The organism is Streptomyces sp. NPDC050997, assembly GCF_040660135.1.
Lineage (GTDB): Bacteria > Actinomycetota > Actinomycetes > Streptomycetales > Streptomycetaceae > Streptomyces.
The window spans coordinates 207913-227046 of the sequence record NZ_JBFAGK010000001.1 but is presented as its reverse complement, the minus strand read 5'-3'; the positions used below and the strand labels follow the sequence as shown (position 1 = coordinate 227046).

Here is a 19134-nt window from a genome sequence, read left to right as displayed (position 1 = left end):
AGGCGTCCTCTGAAGGGGCGGTCGTTCAGCCCCAGAACACCGCTCCCAGCCACGCCCCCATGATCAACAGGCAGGTGAACAGCTCCGCGAGGACGCTGGAGCCGCCCGAGCGCATCGCCGTGCGCAGGGCGGCCATCGCCTCACGGTGCCGACCGAGCCGAAGTCGTTCACTGAGGTAGATGCCGCCCATGAAGCCCGGGATCGCACCGAGCACGGGGACCAGGAAGAAGCCGAGGAACGCCCCGACGCCGGCGTACGCGGCCATGCGCGGGGTGGCGCCGCTCGCGCTCAGCCGTCGTGGCGGCAGTGCCCAGCGCACCACCTGGGACAGGAGCATGGCGACCGTGGCCCCAATGAGGACAGCCCAGGCGAGCGGCTGCGGATCCTTCAGCGCCCACCACATGACAGCGGCCCACACCAGCCACGACCCCGGCACTCCGGGCACCAGAACACCGCCCACACCGAGGAGGATGACCAGACCGGCCAGCAGGAGGTCCACCACTCCCATCTGTCCAGGGTGCCGGAGGAGGGGCGAAGGCGCAGTTCACCAGTTGCGTGGATGTCGTCGGTCGGTTCTCCCGTGGGGCGTGGGACCGTCGGGCGGCTTGTTTCGTACGAACGTTCGATGGAGTTGCTCGACATCCCGTTCGAGGTGGGACGGTGCGCCGGATTTTCCCGATGCCCCATTTTCATACTGCCGGTGCGGTGGACAATTGGGGGCATGAGCCAGCAGGGGGGAAAGCCCACCGGTCACGAGGACGACTGGTGGGGTCAGCTGTACGACGACTCCACCGAGGACACGGGCCCCGCGCCCACACCGGACTCCCTCGACGACCGCTTCGCCTCGGCGGCGGACGCGGTGGAAGGACAGTCCGGGGCCCGCGGGGAGACGGAGGGCGCGATCCCGGAGCCGCGGCCCGGTGCGGGCGGGTTCCCGAAGGACGGAGGGCCGGTGGCTTCGCCGGGTGCCGGGGAAGCTGTGGACGCCCCGGGTGCCCCGGATGCCATGGGTCCCGTGGCCGCCCCGCATACGGTGCAGGCCCCGCGTTCCGTGCCGTTCGCGTCGCAGCGGGCCCCCTGGGAGTCGCCGCCCGACCTGCCTCGGGGCCCCGAGACCTTCCCGCCCGGCCCGAAGCCACCGGGCTTCACGGAACCGGAACCCCAAGACCTGAGGGACCCGGCGACAGGCCCACGCCCCTTCCCGGAGCCCTCGACCACGATCGCCCCAGGCTCGCGCGCCCCTTCGGACGCAGCCCCGGGCGGGTGGATTCCGCCGGACGCGCCCCCGACTTCGCCGATCCCCGGAAGCACACCCCCGGCCTCCCGGATCCCCCCGGACTCACCCCCGCTTCCCACGGCGCCCCCTCCGCCCCCACCCCCCTTCGCACCCCCGCTCCCAACGGCCCCGCCCAGCGGAGGAGCCACCGGACCCGCACCGGCCGAAGCGAGCGACACCGACATCGGCACCGGCCACGGCACCAGCCACAGCACCGGCCCCGACACCGGCCCCGACACCGGCCCCGACACCGGCCCCGACACCGGCCCCGACCAGGACGTACCCGCGACCGACATCCCGAACGCCCCACCTCCCGCCGGCCCTGCGCCACAGCCTCGGCTCTGGCAATCGCCGGGCCTCGCCGCCCGCGCCGGTGATGCCCACGCGGGTGGCGCCCCGCCCGCTGCTGGTCCCTCGCTCTCTGCCGGCCCTCCGCCCCCCGGCGTCCCCTGGGGACCGCCGCGCGCCCCGGCGCCCGCCCCCGTCGACGCCCGGCCCGCCACTCCGGCCGGCCCGGAGCGAGATCCCGTGGAGGTCTCACCCGCCGCCGGCACCCCACCGTTCACCGCCGGCACCCCACCGTTCGCCGCCGGCAACCCTCCGTCGGCCGCGACGAACACCGGCGCTGCTTCGCTGCGGGACGATTCCCGAGGGCCAGGAGGGCCAGGCAGGGAGCAGCCCGGTCAGGCGCCGGGCCCGGACGCCGCTTCCGCGCCGCGTGAGACCCTCGTCGACATCCCCCTCGTCCCGCCCGAGCCCGTCGGACACGTCGGCTCCGGGCCGCCCACCTACGAGGCCGAGCCCACCGCGCTGCCGCCGACCGACCCGGACGATCTCGACGAACTGGTCGCGGACACCGTGCTGGACGGAGCCCGGTACGGGTCCTGCACCCTGCGCGCGGCCTCCGTGCGCGGTGACTCCGCGCGGTTCCGTGGCGAGCCACGACGCGACTCCCTCCTCACCGCCCGGTTCGGAACGGGCGACCACACACTGGTCCTCGTCGCCATGGCGACCGGCGCCCGCGCCACCCCCGGCGCCCACCGCGCGGCCGCCGAGGCCTGCCACTGGATCGGCCGGGCCGTGGGCCGCAGCCACGCCCGGCTCGCCGAGGACATCAGGGCGGGCAGGCGCGGCGACCTGAAGTCGGGCCTGCACCGCCTCACCGACCGCAGCCTCGGCAAACTCCGCGCCAGCGCCGCCGAACAGGGCATCGACCCCGACGAGTACGCCGCCACTCTGCGCTGTCTCCTGCTCCCCGCCGACCCCGACTGCCGCACCCGTGTCTTCTTCGGCATCGGCGACGGCGGACTGTTCCGGCTGCGTGACGGCGATTGGCAGGACATCGAGCCGCGTGTCGTCGACGTCACCGGCGAGCCGGTCGTCGGCTTCGGCTCACTGCCCGCCGAGACCCCCGAGGGCGACCGCCTCACCATGGACCTGGGCATCCCGACACCCCCGAGCCCCTACGAACCGGCCCTGGAACCGCCCCGCGAACCCTTCCGCTTCCGCGCCTCCATCGCCCGCCCGGGCGACACGCTCCTGATGTGCACCGGGGGCCTGGCCGAGCCGTTGCGTGGTGAGCCCGAACTCGGTCAGTACCTCACCGGCCGATGGTCCGACCCCACCCCGCCCGGCCTCGCCGCGTTCCTCGCCGACACCCAGGTCCGGGTCAAGGGGTACGCGGACGACCGTACGGCTGCCGCTGTGTGGGAGGCATGACGGCCTCGGCTGTGCATTCATGGAACCCACAGGGATCTCCGGAGACCGAAGGGGCATGAGAGCACCATGGCAAAACAGAGCGTTGCCGAACAATTCGTCGACATCCTGGTCCGCGCCGGAGTCGAGCGCCTCTACGGGGTCGTCGGGGACAGCCTCAACCCGGTGGTGGACGCCGTCCGCCGCAACTCCGCCATCGACTGGGTGCACGTCCGCCACGAGGAGACCGCCGCCTTCGCGGCCGGGGCGGAGGCCCAGATCACCGGCAAGCTCGCCGCCTGCGCGGGCTCCTGCGGCCCCGGAAACCTCCACCTCATCAACGGCCTCTACGACGCCCACCGCTCCATGGCCTCCGTGCTCGCCCTCGCCTCGCACATCCCGTCCAGCGAGATCGGTCTCGGTTTCTTCCAGGAGACCCACCCCGACCGTCTCTTCCAGGAGTGCAGCCACTACAGCGAGCTGATCTCCAGCCCGCAGCAGATGCCCCGGCTGCTCCAGACCGCCATCCAGAACGCGGTCGGCCGCTCCGGCGTCAGTGTCGTCTCCCTCCCCGGCGACATCGCCGACCAACCCGCCCCTGACAAGGCCGCCGAGACGGCCCTCGTCACCTCCCGGCCCACCGTCCGCCCCGGCGACGCCGAGATCGACAAGCTCGTCGAGATGATCGACGAGGCCGACCGGATCACCCTGTTCTGCGGCAGCGGCACGGCGGGCGCGCACGCCGAGGTCATGGAGTTCGCCGGGAAGGTCAAGTCCCCGGTGGGGCACGCGCTGCGAGGCAAGGAGTGGATCCAGTACGACAACCCGTACGACGTCGGTATGAGCGGTCTGCTCGGCTACGGCGCCGCCTACGAGGCCACCCACGAGTGCGACCTGCTGATCATGCTCGGCACGGACTTCCCGTACAACGCGTTCCTGCCCGACGACGTCAAGATCGCCCAGGTGGACGTCCGGCCCGAGCACCTCGGCCGTCGCTCGAAGTTGGACCTCGCCGTGTGGGGCGATGTGCGCGAGACCCTGCGCTGTCTCGTTCCGCGGGTGCGGGAGAAGAAGAACCGGCGCTTCCTCGACAAGATGCTCAAGAAGCACGCCGACGCGCTGGAGGGGGTCGTCAAGGCGTACACGCGCAAGGTGGACAAGCACATGCCGATCCACCCCGAGTACGTGGCGTCCGTCCTCGACGAACTCGCCGACGACGACGCGGTGTTCACCGTGGACACCGGCATGTGCAACGTCTGGGCCGCCCGTTACATCTCACCCAACGGCCGCCGCCGCGTGATCGGTTCCTTCTCCCACGGATCGATGGCGAACGCGCTGCCCATGGCGATCGGCGCGCAGTTCACCGACCGTGAGCGGCAGGTCGTGTCGATGTCCGGCGACGGCGGATTCTCCATGCTGATGGGCGACTTCCTCACCCTCGTCCAGTACGACCTCCCGGTGAAGGTCGTCCTGTTCAACAACTCCTCCCTCGGCATGGTCGAGTTGGAGATGCTGGTCGCCGGACTTCCCTCGTACGGCACCACGAACAAGAACCCCGACTTCGCCGCCGTCGCCCGTGCCTGCGGTGCCCATGGTGTGCGGGTCGAGAAGCCCAAGGACCTCGCCGGCGCCCTGAAGGACGCCTTCAAGCACAAGGGCCCGGCCCTCGTCGACATCGTCACCGACCCCAACGCCCTGTCCATCCCGCCGAAGGTCAGCGCCGACATGGTGACCGGCTTCGCTCTGTCCGCCTCGAAGATCGTGCTGGACGGCGGAGTCGGCCGCATGCTGCAGATGGCCCGCTCCAACCTCCGGAACATGCCACGTCTCTGAGGTCCGCCCTAGGCATAGGGCGTCCAACGGCGTCCGGAGGTGTCGTACATGTACCGCGGCAGGCCCTTGATGCCGCTGGTGCGGAACGGGCGGCCGTGGTCGTCGATGCGGATCGTGCCGGAGCGGCCCTGGGAGGACCAGTCGAGTTCCAGGTACCACTGGCAGTCGCAGGTGTCGGTCTGCGCGCTGACCAGCAGTACCTCGGGATCCTCGGCGGAGACCCGGTAGGGGAAGTGCACCGCGGGGATGGTGTGTTCGCTGTCGGCGCCGGGAAGCGAGCGGACGACGGGCCGGTCGGCGTCGAGGTTCACGGCGAAGGACCTGGGCGTGAGCTCGCCGCCGCAGCCCTGGTCCATGGCGAAGGCGTTGCCGGAGGCGGGCGCGGCACGGCCGACGACGCGGACCCGTAGCGCGTCCAGGACCACGGCCGTCGACGACCGGCCCTGCACCGAGATCCGCACGATCGTCTCGTGCCCGTGCACCGCGTCCTGGGTCGCCGCCCATGTGCCGGCGTCCTGTTGGACCGGGGGCGGTGGGACCTGCTGGGGCGTCTTGTCGATCACGTAGTCGTGGCCGCAGCCCAGGTTCCAGACCTGGGAGTCGGCGGTCCAGGCGAGGGGCTGGACGTCGGACGCGGGGGCGTCGCCCTGTGCGGCCGCCGACGGGCCGTTCTTCTTCCCGGGGGTCGTGGAAGCCCGCGCGTCGGCTGAGGGCGAGGGCGACGATGTCGAGGAGCGGCCGGGCGAGGCGCTGGGGGAGGGGCTGAGGGTGGTGTACGCGGGGCGGTGGGGCTTGTCCGTGTCCGTCGTAGGGGCCCGGTCCGGGGCGGTGCCGACGGTGTCGGCCGGAGGACGGTCCGCCGACAGGGCCGCCAGACTGCCCAGCGTCGCCAGGAGCACGGTCGCCACGGCCGCGCCGAGCAGGGCCTGCCGACGGCGGTACCAGGGACGGTCGGCCGACGGCCGCTGCTCGCCCACACCAGGCCGGGAGCCCGCGCCCGGAACGACGACGCCGGATCCCGCACCGGGCGCGGCCACGGAACCCTCGGCACCTTCGATCAGTTCCGGCGTTCCCTTGCCCGGATCTGGCGTGTCGTCACCCGGTCCCGACATGTCGTCCGCTCCGTCCGCCGCGTCCTCCGTGGCGCCGTCGGCGGTTCGTGGGCGCCGGCGGGCCGCCGCGGCGAGGAGCCATCGGCGGTGCAGTTCGAGCCGTTCCTCGGGTGTGGCCGCGCAGAACGCCGCGAACCGTTCCACGGGAGCGAAGTCCAGGGGCACCGCGTCCCCCGAGCAGTAGCGGTGCAGCGTCGAGGTGTTCATGTTCAGGCGCCGCGCCAGCGAGCCGTAACTGCGGTCCGTACGGGCCTTCAGTTCTCTCAGCAGCGCCGCGAACTCTGCTACGTCGTCCCCCGTAGACACCGTTCCCCCGTCTTCGTCGGGCCAAGGACGGCATCCCAGGCACTCCATGTACCTGCACGTCAGATGGCCTGGGATGGTTCCACCGCGGCCGATCGGGCGAGGACGGTTGCAGCCGGCCCCAAGGACGGCTGATGCTCTTGGTGTCGCACCGACCAGGGCCGGACCGACCATCCGCCGCCAGGGCGCCATCCCACACTCATGCACTCGTTCACGGGGGACACCCATGTCACACAGCACCCGAGCAGGAGCGCTCACCGTTCTCGCCGTCACGGGCCTCACGCTCGGCGCCGTGCTCGCCGATCCGGCGGCCGCCGCCACGAGTAGACCCGGCTTCCTCTCGGCCGCGGACCTGCCGCCCCACCCCACCTCGTCCTGGACGGCCGGCAAGATCACCGTCGGTGAGCCGGAGGACCTTGAGTGGGACCCCTGTCTGCGGGCGCTGCCGGGCCACGAGAACGTGTGGTACCGCGACTTCCGGACCGACCTCGAGACGAACGCCCGGCAGATCACCGTCGTCCTGCCGGACACCGGCTCGGCGAAGTCCCTGGTCTCGGCGCTGAACAAGGACATCAAGTCCTGCCCGGTACGGATCGAGGGGGCCGACCCCGAGATCGAGGCCACCAGCAGGGACTACGGCACGCTGCCCGTCGAGGAGGGCGCCCACGTCCACGGCCTGCACACCGAGACCTCCTGGGGCGCGACCGACATCAGCCTCCTCTCCGTGGGCCGGGACGGCCGGACCGTGACGGTCGTGGACTGGGGCCAGATGGGCGACTTCGGCGACGCGCCGGTCAAGGCCTTCAAGAAGACGACGACGGCCGCCGTCAACAAGCTCCGCTGACCGTCGCGCGACCACCACACAAGACCAGGGCCGCCCTCCCGCCACGGGGGTCGGGAGGGCGGCCCGCACCGCACCGACATCGACCACAGCACGTACGAAACCGGGGAACACTCACATGAACCGCGACACGACCACGCGCCGCACCGCCACGCGCCGCGCTACCGCCGCCGCGGCCGCGGCCCTCGCCCTGGCCCTCGGCCTCGGTGTCACGGCCCAGGCATCCGCCGGCGCACCGCGTTCCGTCAGCGGCAAGCCGTCCGACAACGTCACCCGCATCGCCGACTTCTACGGCGCGTACATCGACGCCGTGACCGACGCGGACGACGACGGCGGCAGGCTGGCGGACGCGCTGCGCCAGAACTACCTCAGCGCCGGCTTCCAGAAGGAACTGGCGGCCTGGGAGGCGAAGGAGCACGCCAACGGCGTCCTGCGGGCCCAGAACGTCCCGCTCGCGTGGAAGGTCACCGACAACGGCACCGCGGACTACACCGAGGCCGTGGTCACCCTCACCTGGGGCGGCGGCGAGACGACCAAGCTCGTCGTCGACATGGACGGCGGCCACAAGATCTTCCACATCGGTACGAAGGGCGTCGCCGGCAAGTAGGCCACGTAGCGGTTCCCGAGCCCACCGCAGCCGGGTGGGGCCTGGAACGGCCGCGGTACGGAGGCGGGGGGCCTCGTGCCGCGGCCGTTCCAGCAGCCGTACCACCGCACCACCGTTGCGAGCCCGTCGAGTTCGCGGGTGAGCGACCACTGGATTCCGGCCAGTTTCACGAGCGGGAGACAGTCGGATCTCCTCGCACCCCGACGTCCGGGACCAACCGCCACACCTCTTCGTCGGGTACGGCGAGGTCGACGGACCGGAGCCGGTGGATGGGCCCATCGTCCGCGGTCACGGTCCCTCGGGCGCGTGTCTCGAAGCCGTGCGGGACGGCTGGGGCGGCCGCCGCCCCCGGGAGCGGACGCATCGGTCCGCCTCCACTCGCCGCGGCGGCGATCGGCAGGTGACGGTTGCGTGGGCGGATGCTCCAGTGGCGTTCCGGCGTCGTCGTACGGCGGTTTCTGGGCCCGGAGACCGGGACCGGTCCCCCGGACATCCCAGGCCGATCACCGTGTCGAAGCGGCGGCGCGCGCCCCGCGACTCCCGGCGGCTCGGACGGTGCCGTCCGGGGTGTCGTCCGCCCGGCCGACAGCGGCACACCCGTGGCCGAACACCTGGTGGTTGAGGATTCGACATGACTGGCCTGTGGGCCAATGGGCAAGGATCCCCGTGAACGTGTTCGAGCAGGAGGGGAACCGACATCGGCACGCGGGCGGGGGTCATGGAGAGGCAGGCACGAGGAGGCGGTCCCATCGCGATAGGGGCCTTCTCGGCGGAGACAGTGGAGGAAGAGGCCGACAGCGCCGGGGACGAGGCGCAGGCACCGCGGCTCAACCGCAGACTCGGACGGGCGGACCTGGGGGCGGTGCCCGAGGCGCGCAGGGCGCTGCGGGAGTTGCTACGGCACTGGGGCAGGCCCGGACGAGCGGAGGTCGCGGAGCTGCTGACCAGTGAGCTCGTCACCAACGCGCTCGTCCACACCGACCACGACGCGGTTCTGACGGCGACCGTCGGACCCCGTGGTCTCAGGGTGGAGGTGCGGGACTTCGTGGCCCGCAGGCCCCGGGTGTGCGTACCGATCGCCGACGACGGCACGCACGGCAGGGGCCTGCTCCTGGTGCAGTCCCTCGCGGACGCGTGGGGCGTGCGGGTGCACGGGGTGGGGAAGGCGGTGTGGTTCGAGCTGGACGCGGGCATCGCCTGACACCACACCGCACCAACCACACCGCACCAACCGCACCACACGACACGCCACATGACACGGGACGGGGCGCGGCTCATGCGAGCCGCGCCCCGTCCCGTGTCATGTGTCTCGGCCGGTGTCCCTAGCCGAACTGACGCTCCAGGTCCTTGAGTTTGCGCTCCAGGGAGTCGAGGCGCGGCAGGGCCATGGTGTCGTCCTCGGCGGTGAGGTCGACGGAGGGGGTGGCGGACTCAGATCCGCTGCGGACGGGCTCGAGGGAGGGACGCGCGCGCACGGGCAGTGGCTCCGGCGCCGATATGGCAGGCTCCGCGGTGGCCCGCTCCGAGGCCCGCTCCAGGGTGGCCTGCGCCTCCAGTTGCCGGCCGCGGCCGACGAAGCCGCGGTGGCCCCGGCTGATCGCCTTGAGCTGCGCCCGGTCGACCCGCTCCTTGTCGCGGCGGCGCAGTCGGGCCGCCTCCTTCTGACGCTTGTCCTCGCGGACCTCGTCGACGGCCTCGTCGAGGCTGCGCACGCCTTCCAGGAGCATCAGCGACCAGGCGCTGTACGTCTCGCGGGGCGCCCGCATCCAGCGGACGACGCGGATCTGCGGCAGCGGACGCGGCACCAGACCCTGCTCGCGCAGGGCGGCCCGGCGGGTCTGCTTCAGCGCGCGGTCGAAGAGGACGGCCGCGGACAGGGACATGCCGGAGAAGAACTGCGGCGCACCGTCGTGGCCGAGGCCCCTGGGCGCGTGCACCCAGTTGAACCAGGCCGCGGCGCCCGCGAACGTCCATACGAGTATCCGGGAGCCGAGCGCGGCGTCACCGTGGCTGGCCTCGCGCACCGCGAGGACCGAGCAGAACATCGCCGCGCCGTCCAGGCCGAACGGGACCAGGTACTCCCAGCCGCCGGACAGGTTGAGGTTCTGCTGGCCGAAGCCGACCAGGCCGTGGAAGGAGAGTGCGGCGGCCACCGCCGCGCAGCAGAACAGCAAGACGTAGGAGGCGGTGCCGTACAGGGCTTCCTTGCGCCTGCGGCGCTCCTCGCTGCGCTCCCACGAGTCGTCCTCGCTCGCTTTCGCCCCTGAGGAGCGCTTGCCGCGCGCGAGCACCGCTACCGCCGCCAGCATGCCCAGGAGCAGTACGGCGCCCGGAAGCAGCCAGTTCAGCGATATGTCGGTAAGTCTCATCTGGGGTCCCTTGCATTGGGATAGGGCGTAACGCCCGCCATAGTGGCCCAATCCGATCGGCCCTCAGGGGGTTTCGGGGCAAGAGGCCGCCAAGGAAGTGCAAGGGATTGCCCAGGGCGGCGTTCTGCTCGAACTGCCGCGTGAGGGGCGGGAGTTGAGTTCGAATAAGACTACCCGTACGAGTGGTTCCACGGAAAGTTCCCGGGACCGGTGAGGAAATTGTGAATTGCCTGTAACCGTACGGGTGGCCAGATCGAGGGTGATCTTACGGGACGTCGTCCGCCGTCCCGACCTGAGGGTCCCTCAACTGGCGGCGGCCGCCGTGAGTTTGGCTACCCGGTCCGCGTCGCAGGTGCGCGGACATGTGACGCAGGTGTCCTCGGGGTCCAGCGTGTAGTACATGCAGCAGCTCGCCCGGTCCCGGGTGGACAGCGGTCGGCCCGCCGGTCCGGTCAGCCGGCGGAAGGCGGCCGAGCCGACGTAGGGCTTGGTCGCTCCCGGCAGTAGCAGCTCCAGTTCGCGCTCGGCCCGCCGCTGCTCGTGCTCGCCGAGCAGTTCGGCGACGTACCAGAGGCTCTCCACGATCTCGTCGGTCACCATCCCCCACAGGGCGCGCCCGCGGCGGCGCATCCGGGGGCCGAAAGCGGCGAGGACGGGTTCCAGGTGCTCGGCGACCGCGTACCGGACCTCGGCGCGCAGTGCCTCCTCGTCCGGGACCACGCGGGCGTCGGGGTGCCGCGCCGCCGGGTCGCCCGGAAGGCAGGCGAAGGGGCCGGGGCGTACGGCGAAGGCCATGGGGCCCGCGGTGCGGTCGTACGACACGTGGGTCACGGGGTAGCGGGGGACGCGGCGATGCAGGAACCACGGCGCGGTGATCAGCAGGCAGGCGGGCCAGGCGTAGCGGTGCAGGCCGAAGCCGGCGATCACGTCCGGGCGGGCGGGGCGGCCGTGGTCCCGCAGCACCTGTGCGTCGTCCCAGGCCAGGAAGGCGTCGAGGCCCGCGCCGCCCTCGGCGAGGGCGGCGGCGGTGATCCAGCCACGGCTGTCGGGGAGTCGGTCCGCGGGGTCCAGCTCGGTGACGGTGAGCCCCGGGAGGGCCTCGGTCAGACGGGAGTACGCGTCCGTGAGGGCCGTGGGCGTCACAGGCATGCCGGGACCACCGATCCATGACGGGCTGACAGGGCGGGCTAAAGGTAGCCTTACCTTACCTAAAGTCGATGAGATTTGAACTGGTGGCTTCTGCGCCTAAGGTGCTTGACGGGCGAGTAACAACCCGCCGTAATGACCCCAAGTACCGACACGTCCCCAGGAGGACCCGTGGAGCAGGTCGCGCAGGGCTCCACCGAGACGGGGGGTCCGGAACTCCCCGTCGGCGCGGTGCGGGTGCCGCCGCAGCTCAGGGCCGCGGACGTGGACCGGGAGAGGTGCGCCGACCCCGGGGCCGTGCGCGGTGAACACACCCACAGCGAGGCGCCGATTCCCCGGCCCCGTCCGGCCGTTCAGCGGTCCTCGGTGCGCGGGCAGATCCTCGACGCGTTGCGCACCGCGCTGGTGGCGGGCGAGCTGCGGCCCGGCGAGGTGTACTCGGCGCCCGCGCTGGGGGAGCGGTTCGGGGTCTCGGCCACGCCCGTGCGGGAGGCGATGCAGCAGCTCGCGCTGGAGGGCGCGGTCGAGGTCGCGCCGAACCGCGGGTTCCGAGTGGTGGAGCGCGGGGCGCGGGAGCTGGCGGAACTGGCGGAGGTGCGGGCCCTGATCGAGGTGCCGGTGATGCTGCGGCTGGCCCGCACGGTACCGGCGGAGCGCTGGAGCCGGCTGCGTCCGCTCGCCGAGGCCACGGTCCGGGCGGCGTACTCCGGGTGCCCGGCGACGTACGCCGAGTCCGACCGGGCCTTCCACCGGGCCCTGCTGGCGCTCGCGGGCAACGAGCAGCTGGTGCAGATCTCCGAGGATCTGCACCGCCGCGCGCAGTGGCCGCTGGTCGGCGGCCCCGGCATCAGGGGCCGGGCCGACCTGGTCGCGGACGCGGCGGAACACCTGGAACTGCTGGAGGCGCTGACCGCGCGGGACTTGGACGTGGTGCGGTCGCTGGTGGGGCAGCACTTCACCGGGACGGTCTGACCACCGGCCCACCGTGGCTTGGGCCGCCGGCCGGCCCGCCGAGTGTCGGCCCAGGTCTAAGCCGTCGCCGCTCCCGCCGAGGGTGGGGTCAACTGGCCGGCCAGCCAGGTGGGTACGCCTCCGAGTAGTCGGTACAGCCGTCGGGCCTCCTCGCGGAGTCGGGAGGCCTCCGGGTCCACCTCGGCGTCCGCCAGGGACACCAGCGCGGGGGCCGTGCCCACCAGGTAGCCCAACTCCTCGCGGATCCGGAGGGATTCGCTGAAGCCGTGCCGTGCCTCCGCCAACTCGCCCTCCCGCAGGGCGAGTCCGGCGAGGTGGCGCCAGGTGAAGGAGAGCAGCAGCGGGTTGGAGTGGGCGGTGGCGCCCGCGTGGGCCCTGCGGTACGCGGCACGCGCCGCCTGCGGAGAGCGCGTGAGGTTCTCCGCCAGCAGGCCTCGGCGGAAGTCGAGCAGCGCCCGCCGCGGAGCCCCCGGAGGGATCAGCGCCGCCGCCCGCCCCAGCGCGGCCCGCGCCTCGTCGGCCCGGTCGCGCACGCCGTGCAGCGTCGCCGCGTACGCGAGTTGCCCGCGTTCACAAGCCGCCGCCCCCCGCTCCTCGTCCCCGTGGGCCAGCGCCTCGGCCGTGCGCAGCGCGTCCTCGGCCTCCTCCCAGCCCAACTCGGTGTACAGACACCGCTCCACCAGCAACGACGCCCGCTGGAGCGCGGCCGGTGCGGTGACCGGCTGGAGCAGCGCCGCCGCGTCGTCCCAGCAGGCGCGTGAGCGCAGCCGCCATACCGCGGTCTGGAGTGGATCGTCACCGGCCGTCGTTCCGTAACCAGACATGGCGGGATACGCCACATTGCCCTCCCCAAGGTCCTGTCCTTCGGATCAGCTCGGGGTCGCGGGGCTCGGCACGCGCATCTGCGGCGTCGTCAGGCCGCCGAAGCTCCGCTCCGACTCCCTCTTCCGCCTTGCAGCCGCACGCACCAAGCCCCGCTCACCGGCGTCGCCAAGCACAGCCTCTCCACATCGACCTGATCCGAAGGACAGGCCCAGCGCGCCATCGAGCTTTGAGTGGTGGCCGCATCTCAGCACGAATTGATGGGCCGGGCCAAGAGGGTGGGTGAAGGATTTCACAAAGTCGTGGGACTCTGTGGGCCTCGGGGTTTGAACTGCGCTCGTTCTAGTGAAGAACGAGCGATCATGAGCGTTCATGGGTAAGTGCTCCTTACGGTCGGGATTGTGAATCTGACTGAGTGGGCGAGGGTCCAGGGGGGCCACCCGCAGACCGCGCGCCGCTGGTTTCGTGAAGGAACGCTGCCGGTGCCCGCGATGCGGGTGGGTCCGCGCACGATCCTGGTGAACATCGAGGCCGGCCAGGCTGTTGATGTCACCGGTGGTGTGGGCCTGTACGCCCGGGTCTTCTCTCACGATCAGGAGGCTGACCTGGAGCGGCAGACCGCGCGCCTCGCCAAGTGCGCGGCGAAGACTGGGCACCGGGTCGTGCGTGTGGAGTCGGAGATCGCCTCGGGCATGAACGGTGCGCGGGCGAAGGTCCGACGCCTGCTGGCTGACCCGGCCGTAACGACCGTGGTCGTCGAGCACAAGGACCGCCTGGGCCGGATGAATGTCGAGCTCGTCGAGGTGGCGGCGGCCGCGCACGGACGCCGCCTGGTCGTCCTCGACGAAGGTGAGGTCGAGGACGACGTGGTCCGCGACATGACCGAGGTCCTGACCTCGTTCTGTGGCGGCCGCCGCTCGGCGAGGAACCGGGCGCAGAAAGCACTTGAGGCGGCCGCGGAGTGAGCAAGCGTAAGCAGCCGTTGCGTCCAATCCGGGACCCGTTCGTGGTCCAGGACGCGACGGGTGTGGCGATCCGTGACCGGTTCAAGGACCTCGCACTCCAGGACGACAAGGTCCTGCGCCTGGTTGGCGCCCACCTCGGTTCTCTCGCAGCCGCTGACCTCGCCCTGTACTCGCGGGCCGGTTTCGAGCGCACCAGCCAGACCTGGGCCACCCGCAAGCAGGAACTGACCGCCCAGTCGTCGTCGCGGTGGGCCGGTGCCCTCACTAAGGGCACTCACGACCAGTACGCCCTGGCCCGGCGCGGCCAGTTCGCATACCGCGACAAGCTCACCGACGGCATCCGCATGCTTGGGCACCGCCTGTCCCTCCCGGTCGGGGAGAAGGGCACGAAGGGCAGGCCAGGTGGGTACCGGTCGCAGGCGGAGTGGTTTCGCAAATCCCGCCGGCTCCACATCCTCAAGGCCCGTCTCGAGGCCGTTCAGGAGGACATCGCAACCGGACTGGTGCACGTCGTGCGCGGCGGGAAGAGACTCGCGAACAACCGGCACAACCTGGCCGCCGCCCAACTCACCGAGACCCGATGGCGGGAACGCTGGGAAGCCGCCCGCTGGTTTTTGAGCGCGGACGGCGAGTCGGGGAAGCGGTTCGGGAACGAGACGATCCCCGTCGCCCCGGACGGCGAGGTCTCGATCAAGCTGCCCAAGCCGCTGGAGTACCTGGCCAACAGCCCGCGTGGCCGGTACGTCCTGACCAGCCGCGTCGCGTTCCACCACCGGGGCGAGGAGTGGGCCGACCGCATCGCCCACAACCGCGCGGTCGCGTACGAGATCCACTACGACGTGGCCAAGGGCCGCTGGTACCTGCCCGCATCGTGGAAGCCCCTCGCCGTGCAGAGCATCGGGTTGAAGGCGGCTCGGGCGGGCGGGCTGATCGGTGTGGACACCAACGCCGACCACTTCGCCGCGTACCGCCTCGATGCGTACGGCAACCCGGCCGGCAACCCACACCGGTTCACCTACGACCTCACCGGCTCGGCGGACCACCGCGACGCGCAGCTGCGCCATGCGCTCAGCCAGTTGCTGCGCTGGGCCTCCCGGACCGGCGTCACCGCGATCGCCGTCGAAGACCTCGACTTCTCCGACGGCAGGACCCGCGAGACGTTCGGCCGCAAGAAGCGGTTCCGGCAGCTCATCCACGGCATTCCCACCGGAAAGGTCAAGGCCAGGCTGGTGAACATGGCCGCCGAGCACGGCCTGGCACTGGTCGCCGTCGACCCGGCGTACACCTCCCAGTGGGGCGCCGGGCACTGGAAGACACCCCTGACCAGCAGCAAGCGTGCGATGACCCGCCACGACGCGGCGGGCATCGCGATCGGAAGGCGCGCCCTCGGCCACCCGATCCGGCGACGGACGAAACCGCCCCGCCACCACCAGAGCGATGGTGGCGGGCATCGGACCGTCCAGGCCGATCGTGGCACCCGGGGGCGTGAGGAACTCCGCCGGACACGGAACGGAACCAGCCCCCAGAGGGCGGCGACCGGCCGTGCAGTCACAGCGGGGAACCAGCGTGCCCAACACCGTTCGGGACACGCGGCTGAGCATGGGTCCTGGCAACAGGACTCACTCCCGCTCAGTTTTTAGGAACGGTTTCAGCTCATGCGCAGTGCCAGGAAGAAGTCCAGCTTGTCCTCGAGGCGGGACAGGTCGCGGCTCGTCAACTGCTCGATCCGCCCGACCCGGTAGCGCAGCGTGTTGACGTGCAGGTGCAGACGGGTCGCGCAGCGGGTCCAGGAGCCGTCGCAGTCGAGGAAGGCCTCCAGGGTGGGGATCAGCTCGGCGCGGTGGCGGCGGTCGTAGTCGCGCAGCGGATCCAGGAGGCGGGCGGTGAAGGCGCGGCGGACGTCGTCGGGGACGAAGGGCAGCAGCAGGACGTGGGAGGCCAGCTCCTGATGGCCGGCCGCGCAGACCCGCCCCGAGCGGGCGGCGGCCACCCGGCGGGCGTGCCGGGCCTCCTCCAGGGCGCCGCGCAGACCCTCCGCCGAGTGGACGGACGCGCTGACCCCGAGGGTGACCCGGCCGTCGTCGTCGAGGCCGGCCGACAGCGGGTCGCGTACGGACTCCAGCAGGACGTCGGCGAGGATGCCGGTCTCCGAGCCGTCGTGCTCCGAGGGGACCGCCGGCAGAGGGACCAGGGCGACGGCCTCGTCACCCGTGTGGGCCACGGCGATACGGTCGGAGGGCTCGGGGCCGGTGGCGAGCGGGTCGACCAGGATCTCCTCCAGCAGGGACTGGGCCACCGGGCCCCCTTCCAGGTCGCCGCCCTGCCATTCGACGCGAGCCACGACCACCTGCCAGTGCGGGGCCGTGCCCTGGCCGGGCAGCAGCACGGGGGCGGCCACCCGCAGCCGGGCGGCGATCTCGCCGGGGGCGGCGCCCGCCTGCACCAGCTCCAGGATCTCCTGGGCCAGTCGGCGGCGGACCGTGCGGGCGGCGTCCCGGCGGTCCCGTTCCACCGCGATCAGCTGGGTGACGCCGTGCAGCAGGTCCAGGCGTTCCTCCGGCCAGTCCCCGGCGTCCGCCTCCACGGCCAGCAGCCACTCCGACAGCATCGTCTCGCGGACGTCCCGGGGGCCTTGTGGGGAGCGCCCGCCGCCGCGGACCGCGAACAGGGAGTAGGTGGCGGAGCCGAGGGTGACGCGGTGCGGGCCGCGCCGGCCCGTGCGGGCGGCCGCCAGGTGCTCGGCCGCGAGCCGCGCGCACACGTCGGCGGGCAGACCGGGGCCGCCGACCTTGGGGCCGGCGATCAGACGGCCGGCCGGGGACAGCACCCAGGCCCGCAGATCCAGGTCCGAGCCGAGCAGGTCCAGGACCACGTCCGGGCCGCCGCCCGCCGGACCCGAGGTCATCATCCGGCGATGCCGGTCTACCACGGCCGCGAGGTCACCGGCCCGCTCGCCGGAGACCTGCCGTACGACGTGCTCGGTGATCGTCGCGAACGCCACCGACTCGTGCACGGCGAAGAGCGGGAGGCGGTGCCGGGCACACGCGACGACCAGGTCGTCCGGGACGTGCGCCAGCTCGGCCTCGCCGGCGGCCAGGGCGGTCACCCCGGCCTGCACCAGGATCCGTACGAACGGCTCGGAGTCCGCCGCGTTCCCGCGCCAGGCCAGGCCCGTGAGCACCAGTTCCCCGCCCGAGAGGTAGCGGCTGGGGTCGCGGAGGTCGGTGGTCATCACACCCCGCACGGTGCGGTCCAGCTCGTCCTCGCCGCCGAGCAGCCGCAGGCCCAGCGCGTCGGTGTCCAGCAGTGCGCGCAGGCGCATTCTCGTCGCCGCCGATCTTTGTCTCGAAATCTACGATGAAGTCAGAGGTCCCGTGGTGTGGGGGACGATCCCGTTGGGTGGGAGCGCCAGTCTCCGTCTCCGAGGCTGTGTCCCAGGTCACACGTGTTGTGTCGCGCGTTTCCACAGGAGAACGCGGAGGTTACTGGTGTCCTCCGTTCATATGAATCTACAAGATGGCCCGCCTGGCCAGCCAACTCCTTCATGGTTTCCGTGACTGACCCGGTCGGCGCACGGCGCTGTGTACTGGCATCACTCCGCGTAAACAGGACATGAACGAGCCGGGCCCGCCGCACACGGATTGGCTCGATCCGCACGACTCACGAGACGAAGAAGAGAGCCGGTCATGGACTTCCTTCGCCCCGCCAGCTGGGAGGAGGCGCTCGCCGCGAAGGCCGAGCACCCCGCCGCTGTGCCGATTGCGGGTGGCACCGATGTGATGGTCGAGATCAACTTCGACCACCGCCGGCCCGAATACCTGCTCGACCTGAACCGCGTCGGCGACCTCTACGAGTGGGAGGTCGGCGCGGAGAGTGTGCGGCTGGGCGCCTCCGTCCCGTACTCGACGATCATGGACCGGCTGCGCGCCGAGCTTCCGGGGCTGGCCCTCGCCTCGCACACGGTCGCGTCCCCGCAGATCCGCAACCGAGGGGGCGTCGGCGGCAACCTCGGCACCGCGTCCCCGGCCGGCGACGCCCATCCCGCGCTGCTGGCGGCCGGCGCCGAGGTCGAGGTGGAGTCCGTACGGGGATCCCGGCTGATCCCCATCGGCGCGTTCTACACCGGAGTGAAGCGCAACGCGCTCGCCGCCGACGAGCTGATCCGGGCCGTCCACATCCAGAAGGCGGACGGCCCGCAGCAGTTCTCCAAGGTAGGTACGCGCAACGCCATGGTCATCGCGGTGTGCGCCTTCGGGCTCGCGCTGCACCCGTCCTCGCGCACGGTCCGTACCGGCATCGGCTCGGCCGCCCCGACCCCCGTCCGGGCGAAGGCCGCGGAGGAGTTCCTGAACGCGGCGCTCGAAGAGGGCGGCTTCTGGGACAACGGGAAGATCATCACCCCGTCGGTCGCCAAGCAGTTCGCGGACCTGTGCGCGGGCGCCTGCAACCCGATCGACGACGTCCGGGGCACGGCGAGCTACCGCCGCCACGCGGTCGGCATCATGGCCCGCCGCACCCTGACCTGGACCTGGGAGTCGTACCGCGCAGCCGCCACCACGGAGGGAGTCGCGTAATGCGCGTCAGTTTCACGGTCAACGGGCGTCCGCAGGAAGCCGACGACGTGTGGGAGGGCGAGAGCCTGCTGTACGTGCTGCGCGAGCGGCTCGGCCTGCCGGGTTCCAAGAACGCCTGCGAGCAGGGGGAGTGCGGGTCGTGCACCGTCCGCCTCGACGGCGTACCCGTGTGTTCCTGCCTGGTCGCCGCGGGCCAGGTGGAGGGCCGCGAGGTCGTCACCGTCGAAGGGCTCGCGGACTTCGCCAAGCAGCGCGCCGAGCACGGCGGTTGCGCCTCCGGTGCCGGTGCCGGTGCCGGCGCCGGTGCGTCCGCTTCCGGTGGCACCTCGCTCGACGAGGCCAGGGGGTGGGCCGCCGAGGGCCATGACTCCCACACCGGCGAGGGCACCGAACTCGCCCCGATCCAGCAGGCGTTCATCGACGCCGGAGCCGTCCAGTGCGGTTTCTGCACCCCGGGGCTGCTGGTCGCCGCCGACGAGATGCTGGAGCGCAACCCGAACCCGACCGACGCGGACATCCGCGAGGCGCTCTCGGGAAACCTGTGCCGCTGCACCGGCTACGAGAAGATCATGGACGCGGTTCGCCTGGCGGCCGCCCGGCAGGGAGAGGCGGTCTGACC

The 19134-nt window shown here is 72.0% G+C and carries 16 protein-coding genes; 10 read left to right on the top strand and 6 right to left on the bottom strand.

Annotated features, from left to right (window positions below):
- Nucleotides 1-25: 25 nt before the first annotated feature.
- On the bottom strand, nucleotides 26-508 hold the full coding sequence (locus tag AB0H86_RS01050; RefSeq protein ID WP_362431330.1) for a DUF456 domain-containing protein: 483 nt from the start codon (nucleotides 506-508) through the stop codon (nucleotides 26-28).
- A 213-nt stretch (nucleotides 509-721) separates the two neighbouring features.
- Here AB0H86_RS01050 and AB0H86_RS01045 point away from each other — a divergent pair, with 213 nt between their 5' ends.
- Nucleotides 722-2995, top strand: a complete 2274-nt coding sequence (locus AB0H86_RS01045) for a protein phosphatase 2C domain-containing protein (RefSeq protein WP_362431327.1) — start codon at nucleotides 722-724, stop codon at nucleotides 2993-2995.
- 66 nt (nucleotides 2996-3061) lie between these two features.
- Complete coding sequence (locus AB0H86_RS01040; protein WP_362431326.1) at nucleotides 3062-4804, top strand: pyruvate dehydrogenase; 1743 nt, start codon at nucleotides 3062-3064, stop codon at nucleotides 4802-4804.
- Nucleotides 4805-4812: 8 nt separating this feature from the next.
- Here the strand turns inward: AB0H86_RS01040 and AB0H86_RS01035 are convergent, their stop codons facing one another.
- Complete coding sequence (locus tag AB0H86_RS01035; protein ID WP_362431325.1) at nucleotides 4813-6270, bottom strand: helix-turn-helix domain-containing protein; 1458 nt, start codon at nucleotides 6268-6270, stop codon at nucleotides 4813-4815.
- A 175-nt stretch (nucleotides 6271-6445) separates the two neighbouring features.
- Between AB0H86_RS01035 and AB0H86_RS01030 the strand changes: the two genes are divergently transcribed.
- The 3 genes from AB0H86_RS01030 (at nucleotide 6446) to AB0H86_RS01020 (ending at nucleotide 8868) form a co-directional block, all read left to right on the top strand.
- On the top strand, nucleotides 6446-7063 hold the full coding sequence (locus AB0H86_RS01030; RefSeq protein ID WP_362431323.1) for a hypothetical protein: 618 nt from the start codon (nucleotides 6446-6448) through the stop codon (nucleotides 7061-7063).
- A 115-nt stretch (nucleotides 7064-7178) separates the two neighbouring features.
- Nucleotides 7179-7667, top strand: coding sequence for a hypothetical protein (locus AB0H86_RS01025; RefSeq protein ID WP_362431321.1), 489 nt, complete (start codon nucleotides 7179-7181; stop codon nucleotides 7665-7667).
- Nucleotides 7668-8385: 718 nt separating this feature from the next.
- Nucleotides 8386-8868, top strand: a complete 483-nt coding sequence (locus tag AB0H86_RS01020; RefSeq protein WP_362431319.1) for an ATP-binding protein — start codon at nucleotides 8386-8388, stop codon at nucleotides 8866-8868.
- Nucleotides 8869-8989: 121 nt separating this feature from the next.
- On the opposite strand, the gene AB0H86_RS01015 is transcribed toward AB0H86_RS01020, so the two are convergent.
- Together AB0H86_RS01015 and AB0H86_RS01010 are read right to left on the bottom strand one after the other, a co-directional pair.
- Nucleotides 8990-10036: a DUF2637 domain-containing protein gene (locus AB0H86_RS01015; RefSeq protein ID WP_362431317.1), complete on the bottom strand. Its 1047-nt coding sequence runs from the start codon at nucleotides 10034-10036 to the stop codon at nucleotides 8990-8992.
- Nucleotides 10037-10339: 303 nt separating this feature from the next.
- Complete coding sequence (locus AB0H86_RS01010; RefSeq protein WP_362431314.1) at nucleotides 10340-11185, bottom strand: (2Fe-2S)-binding protein; 846 nt, start codon at nucleotides 11183-11185, stop codon at nucleotides 10340-10342.
- 168 nt (nucleotides 11186-11353) lie between these two features.
- On the opposite strand from AB0H86_RS01010, the gene AB0H86_RS01005 reads away from it, so the two are divergent.
- The gene (locus AB0H86_RS01005; RefSeq protein ID WP_362431312.1) at nucleotides 11354-12154 is read left to right on the top strand and encodes a GntR family transcriptional regulator; all 801 of its coding nucleotides are present in this window, start codon (nucleotides 11354-11356) and stop codon (nucleotides 12152-12154) included.
- Nucleotides 12155-12210: 56 nt separating this feature from the next.
- Here AB0H86_RS01005 and AB0H86_RS01000 read toward each other — a convergent pair whose 3' ends face one another.
- Complete coding sequence (locus AB0H86_RS01000) at nucleotides 12211-12978, bottom strand: hypothetical protein (RefSeq protein WP_362431310.1); 768 nt, start codon at nucleotides 12976-12978, stop codon at nucleotides 12211-12213.
- Between the two features lie 399 nt (nucleotides 12979-13377).
- Here AB0H86_RS01000 and AB0H86_RS00995 point away from each other — a divergent pair, with 399 nt between their 5' ends.
- Nucleotides 13378-13941: an IS607 family transposase gene (locus AB0H86_RS00995; RefSeq protein ID WP_362431308.1), complete on the top strand. Its 564-nt coding sequence runs from the start codon at nucleotides 13378-13380 to the stop codon at nucleotides 13939-13941.
- Nucleotides 13938-15581, top strand: a complete 1644-nt coding sequence (locus AB0H86_RS00990) for an IS200/IS605 family accessory protein TnpB-related protein (protein ID WP_362431306.1) — start codon at nucleotides 13938-13940, stop codon at nucleotides 15579-15581. Before AB0H86_RS00995 ends, AB0H86_RS00990 begins: the two co-directional genes overlap by 4 nt.
- A gap of 8 nt (nucleotides 15582-15589) precedes the next feature.
- Here the strand turns inward: AB0H86_RS00990 and AB0H86_RS00985 are convergent, their stop codons facing one another.
- Nucleotides 15590-17263 carry a PucR family transcriptional regulator ligand-binding domain-containing protein gene (locus AB0H86_RS00985; protein ID WP_362431304.1) on the bottom strand — a complete coding sequence of 558 codons (1674 nt, stop codon included), beginning with the start codon at nucleotides 17261-17263 and terminating at the stop codon, nucleotides 15590-15592.
- 364 nt (nucleotides 17264-17627) lie between these two features.
- Between AB0H86_RS00985 and AB0H86_RS00980 the strand changes: the two genes are divergently transcribed.
- The gene (locus AB0H86_RS00980; protein ID WP_362431302.1) at nucleotides 17628-18515 is read left to right on the top strand and encodes an FAD binding domain-containing protein; all 888 of its coding nucleotides are present in this window, start codon (nucleotides 17628-17630) and stop codon (nucleotides 18513-18515) included.
- Entirely contained in the window at nucleotides 18515-19132 is a 618-nt protein-coding gene (locus AB0H86_RS00975; protein ID WP_362431299.1) for a (2Fe-2S)-binding protein, read from the top strand. Before AB0H86_RS00980 ends, AB0H86_RS00975 begins: the two co-directional genes overlap by 1 nt.
- Nucleotides 19133-19134 lie beyond the last annotated feature (2 nt).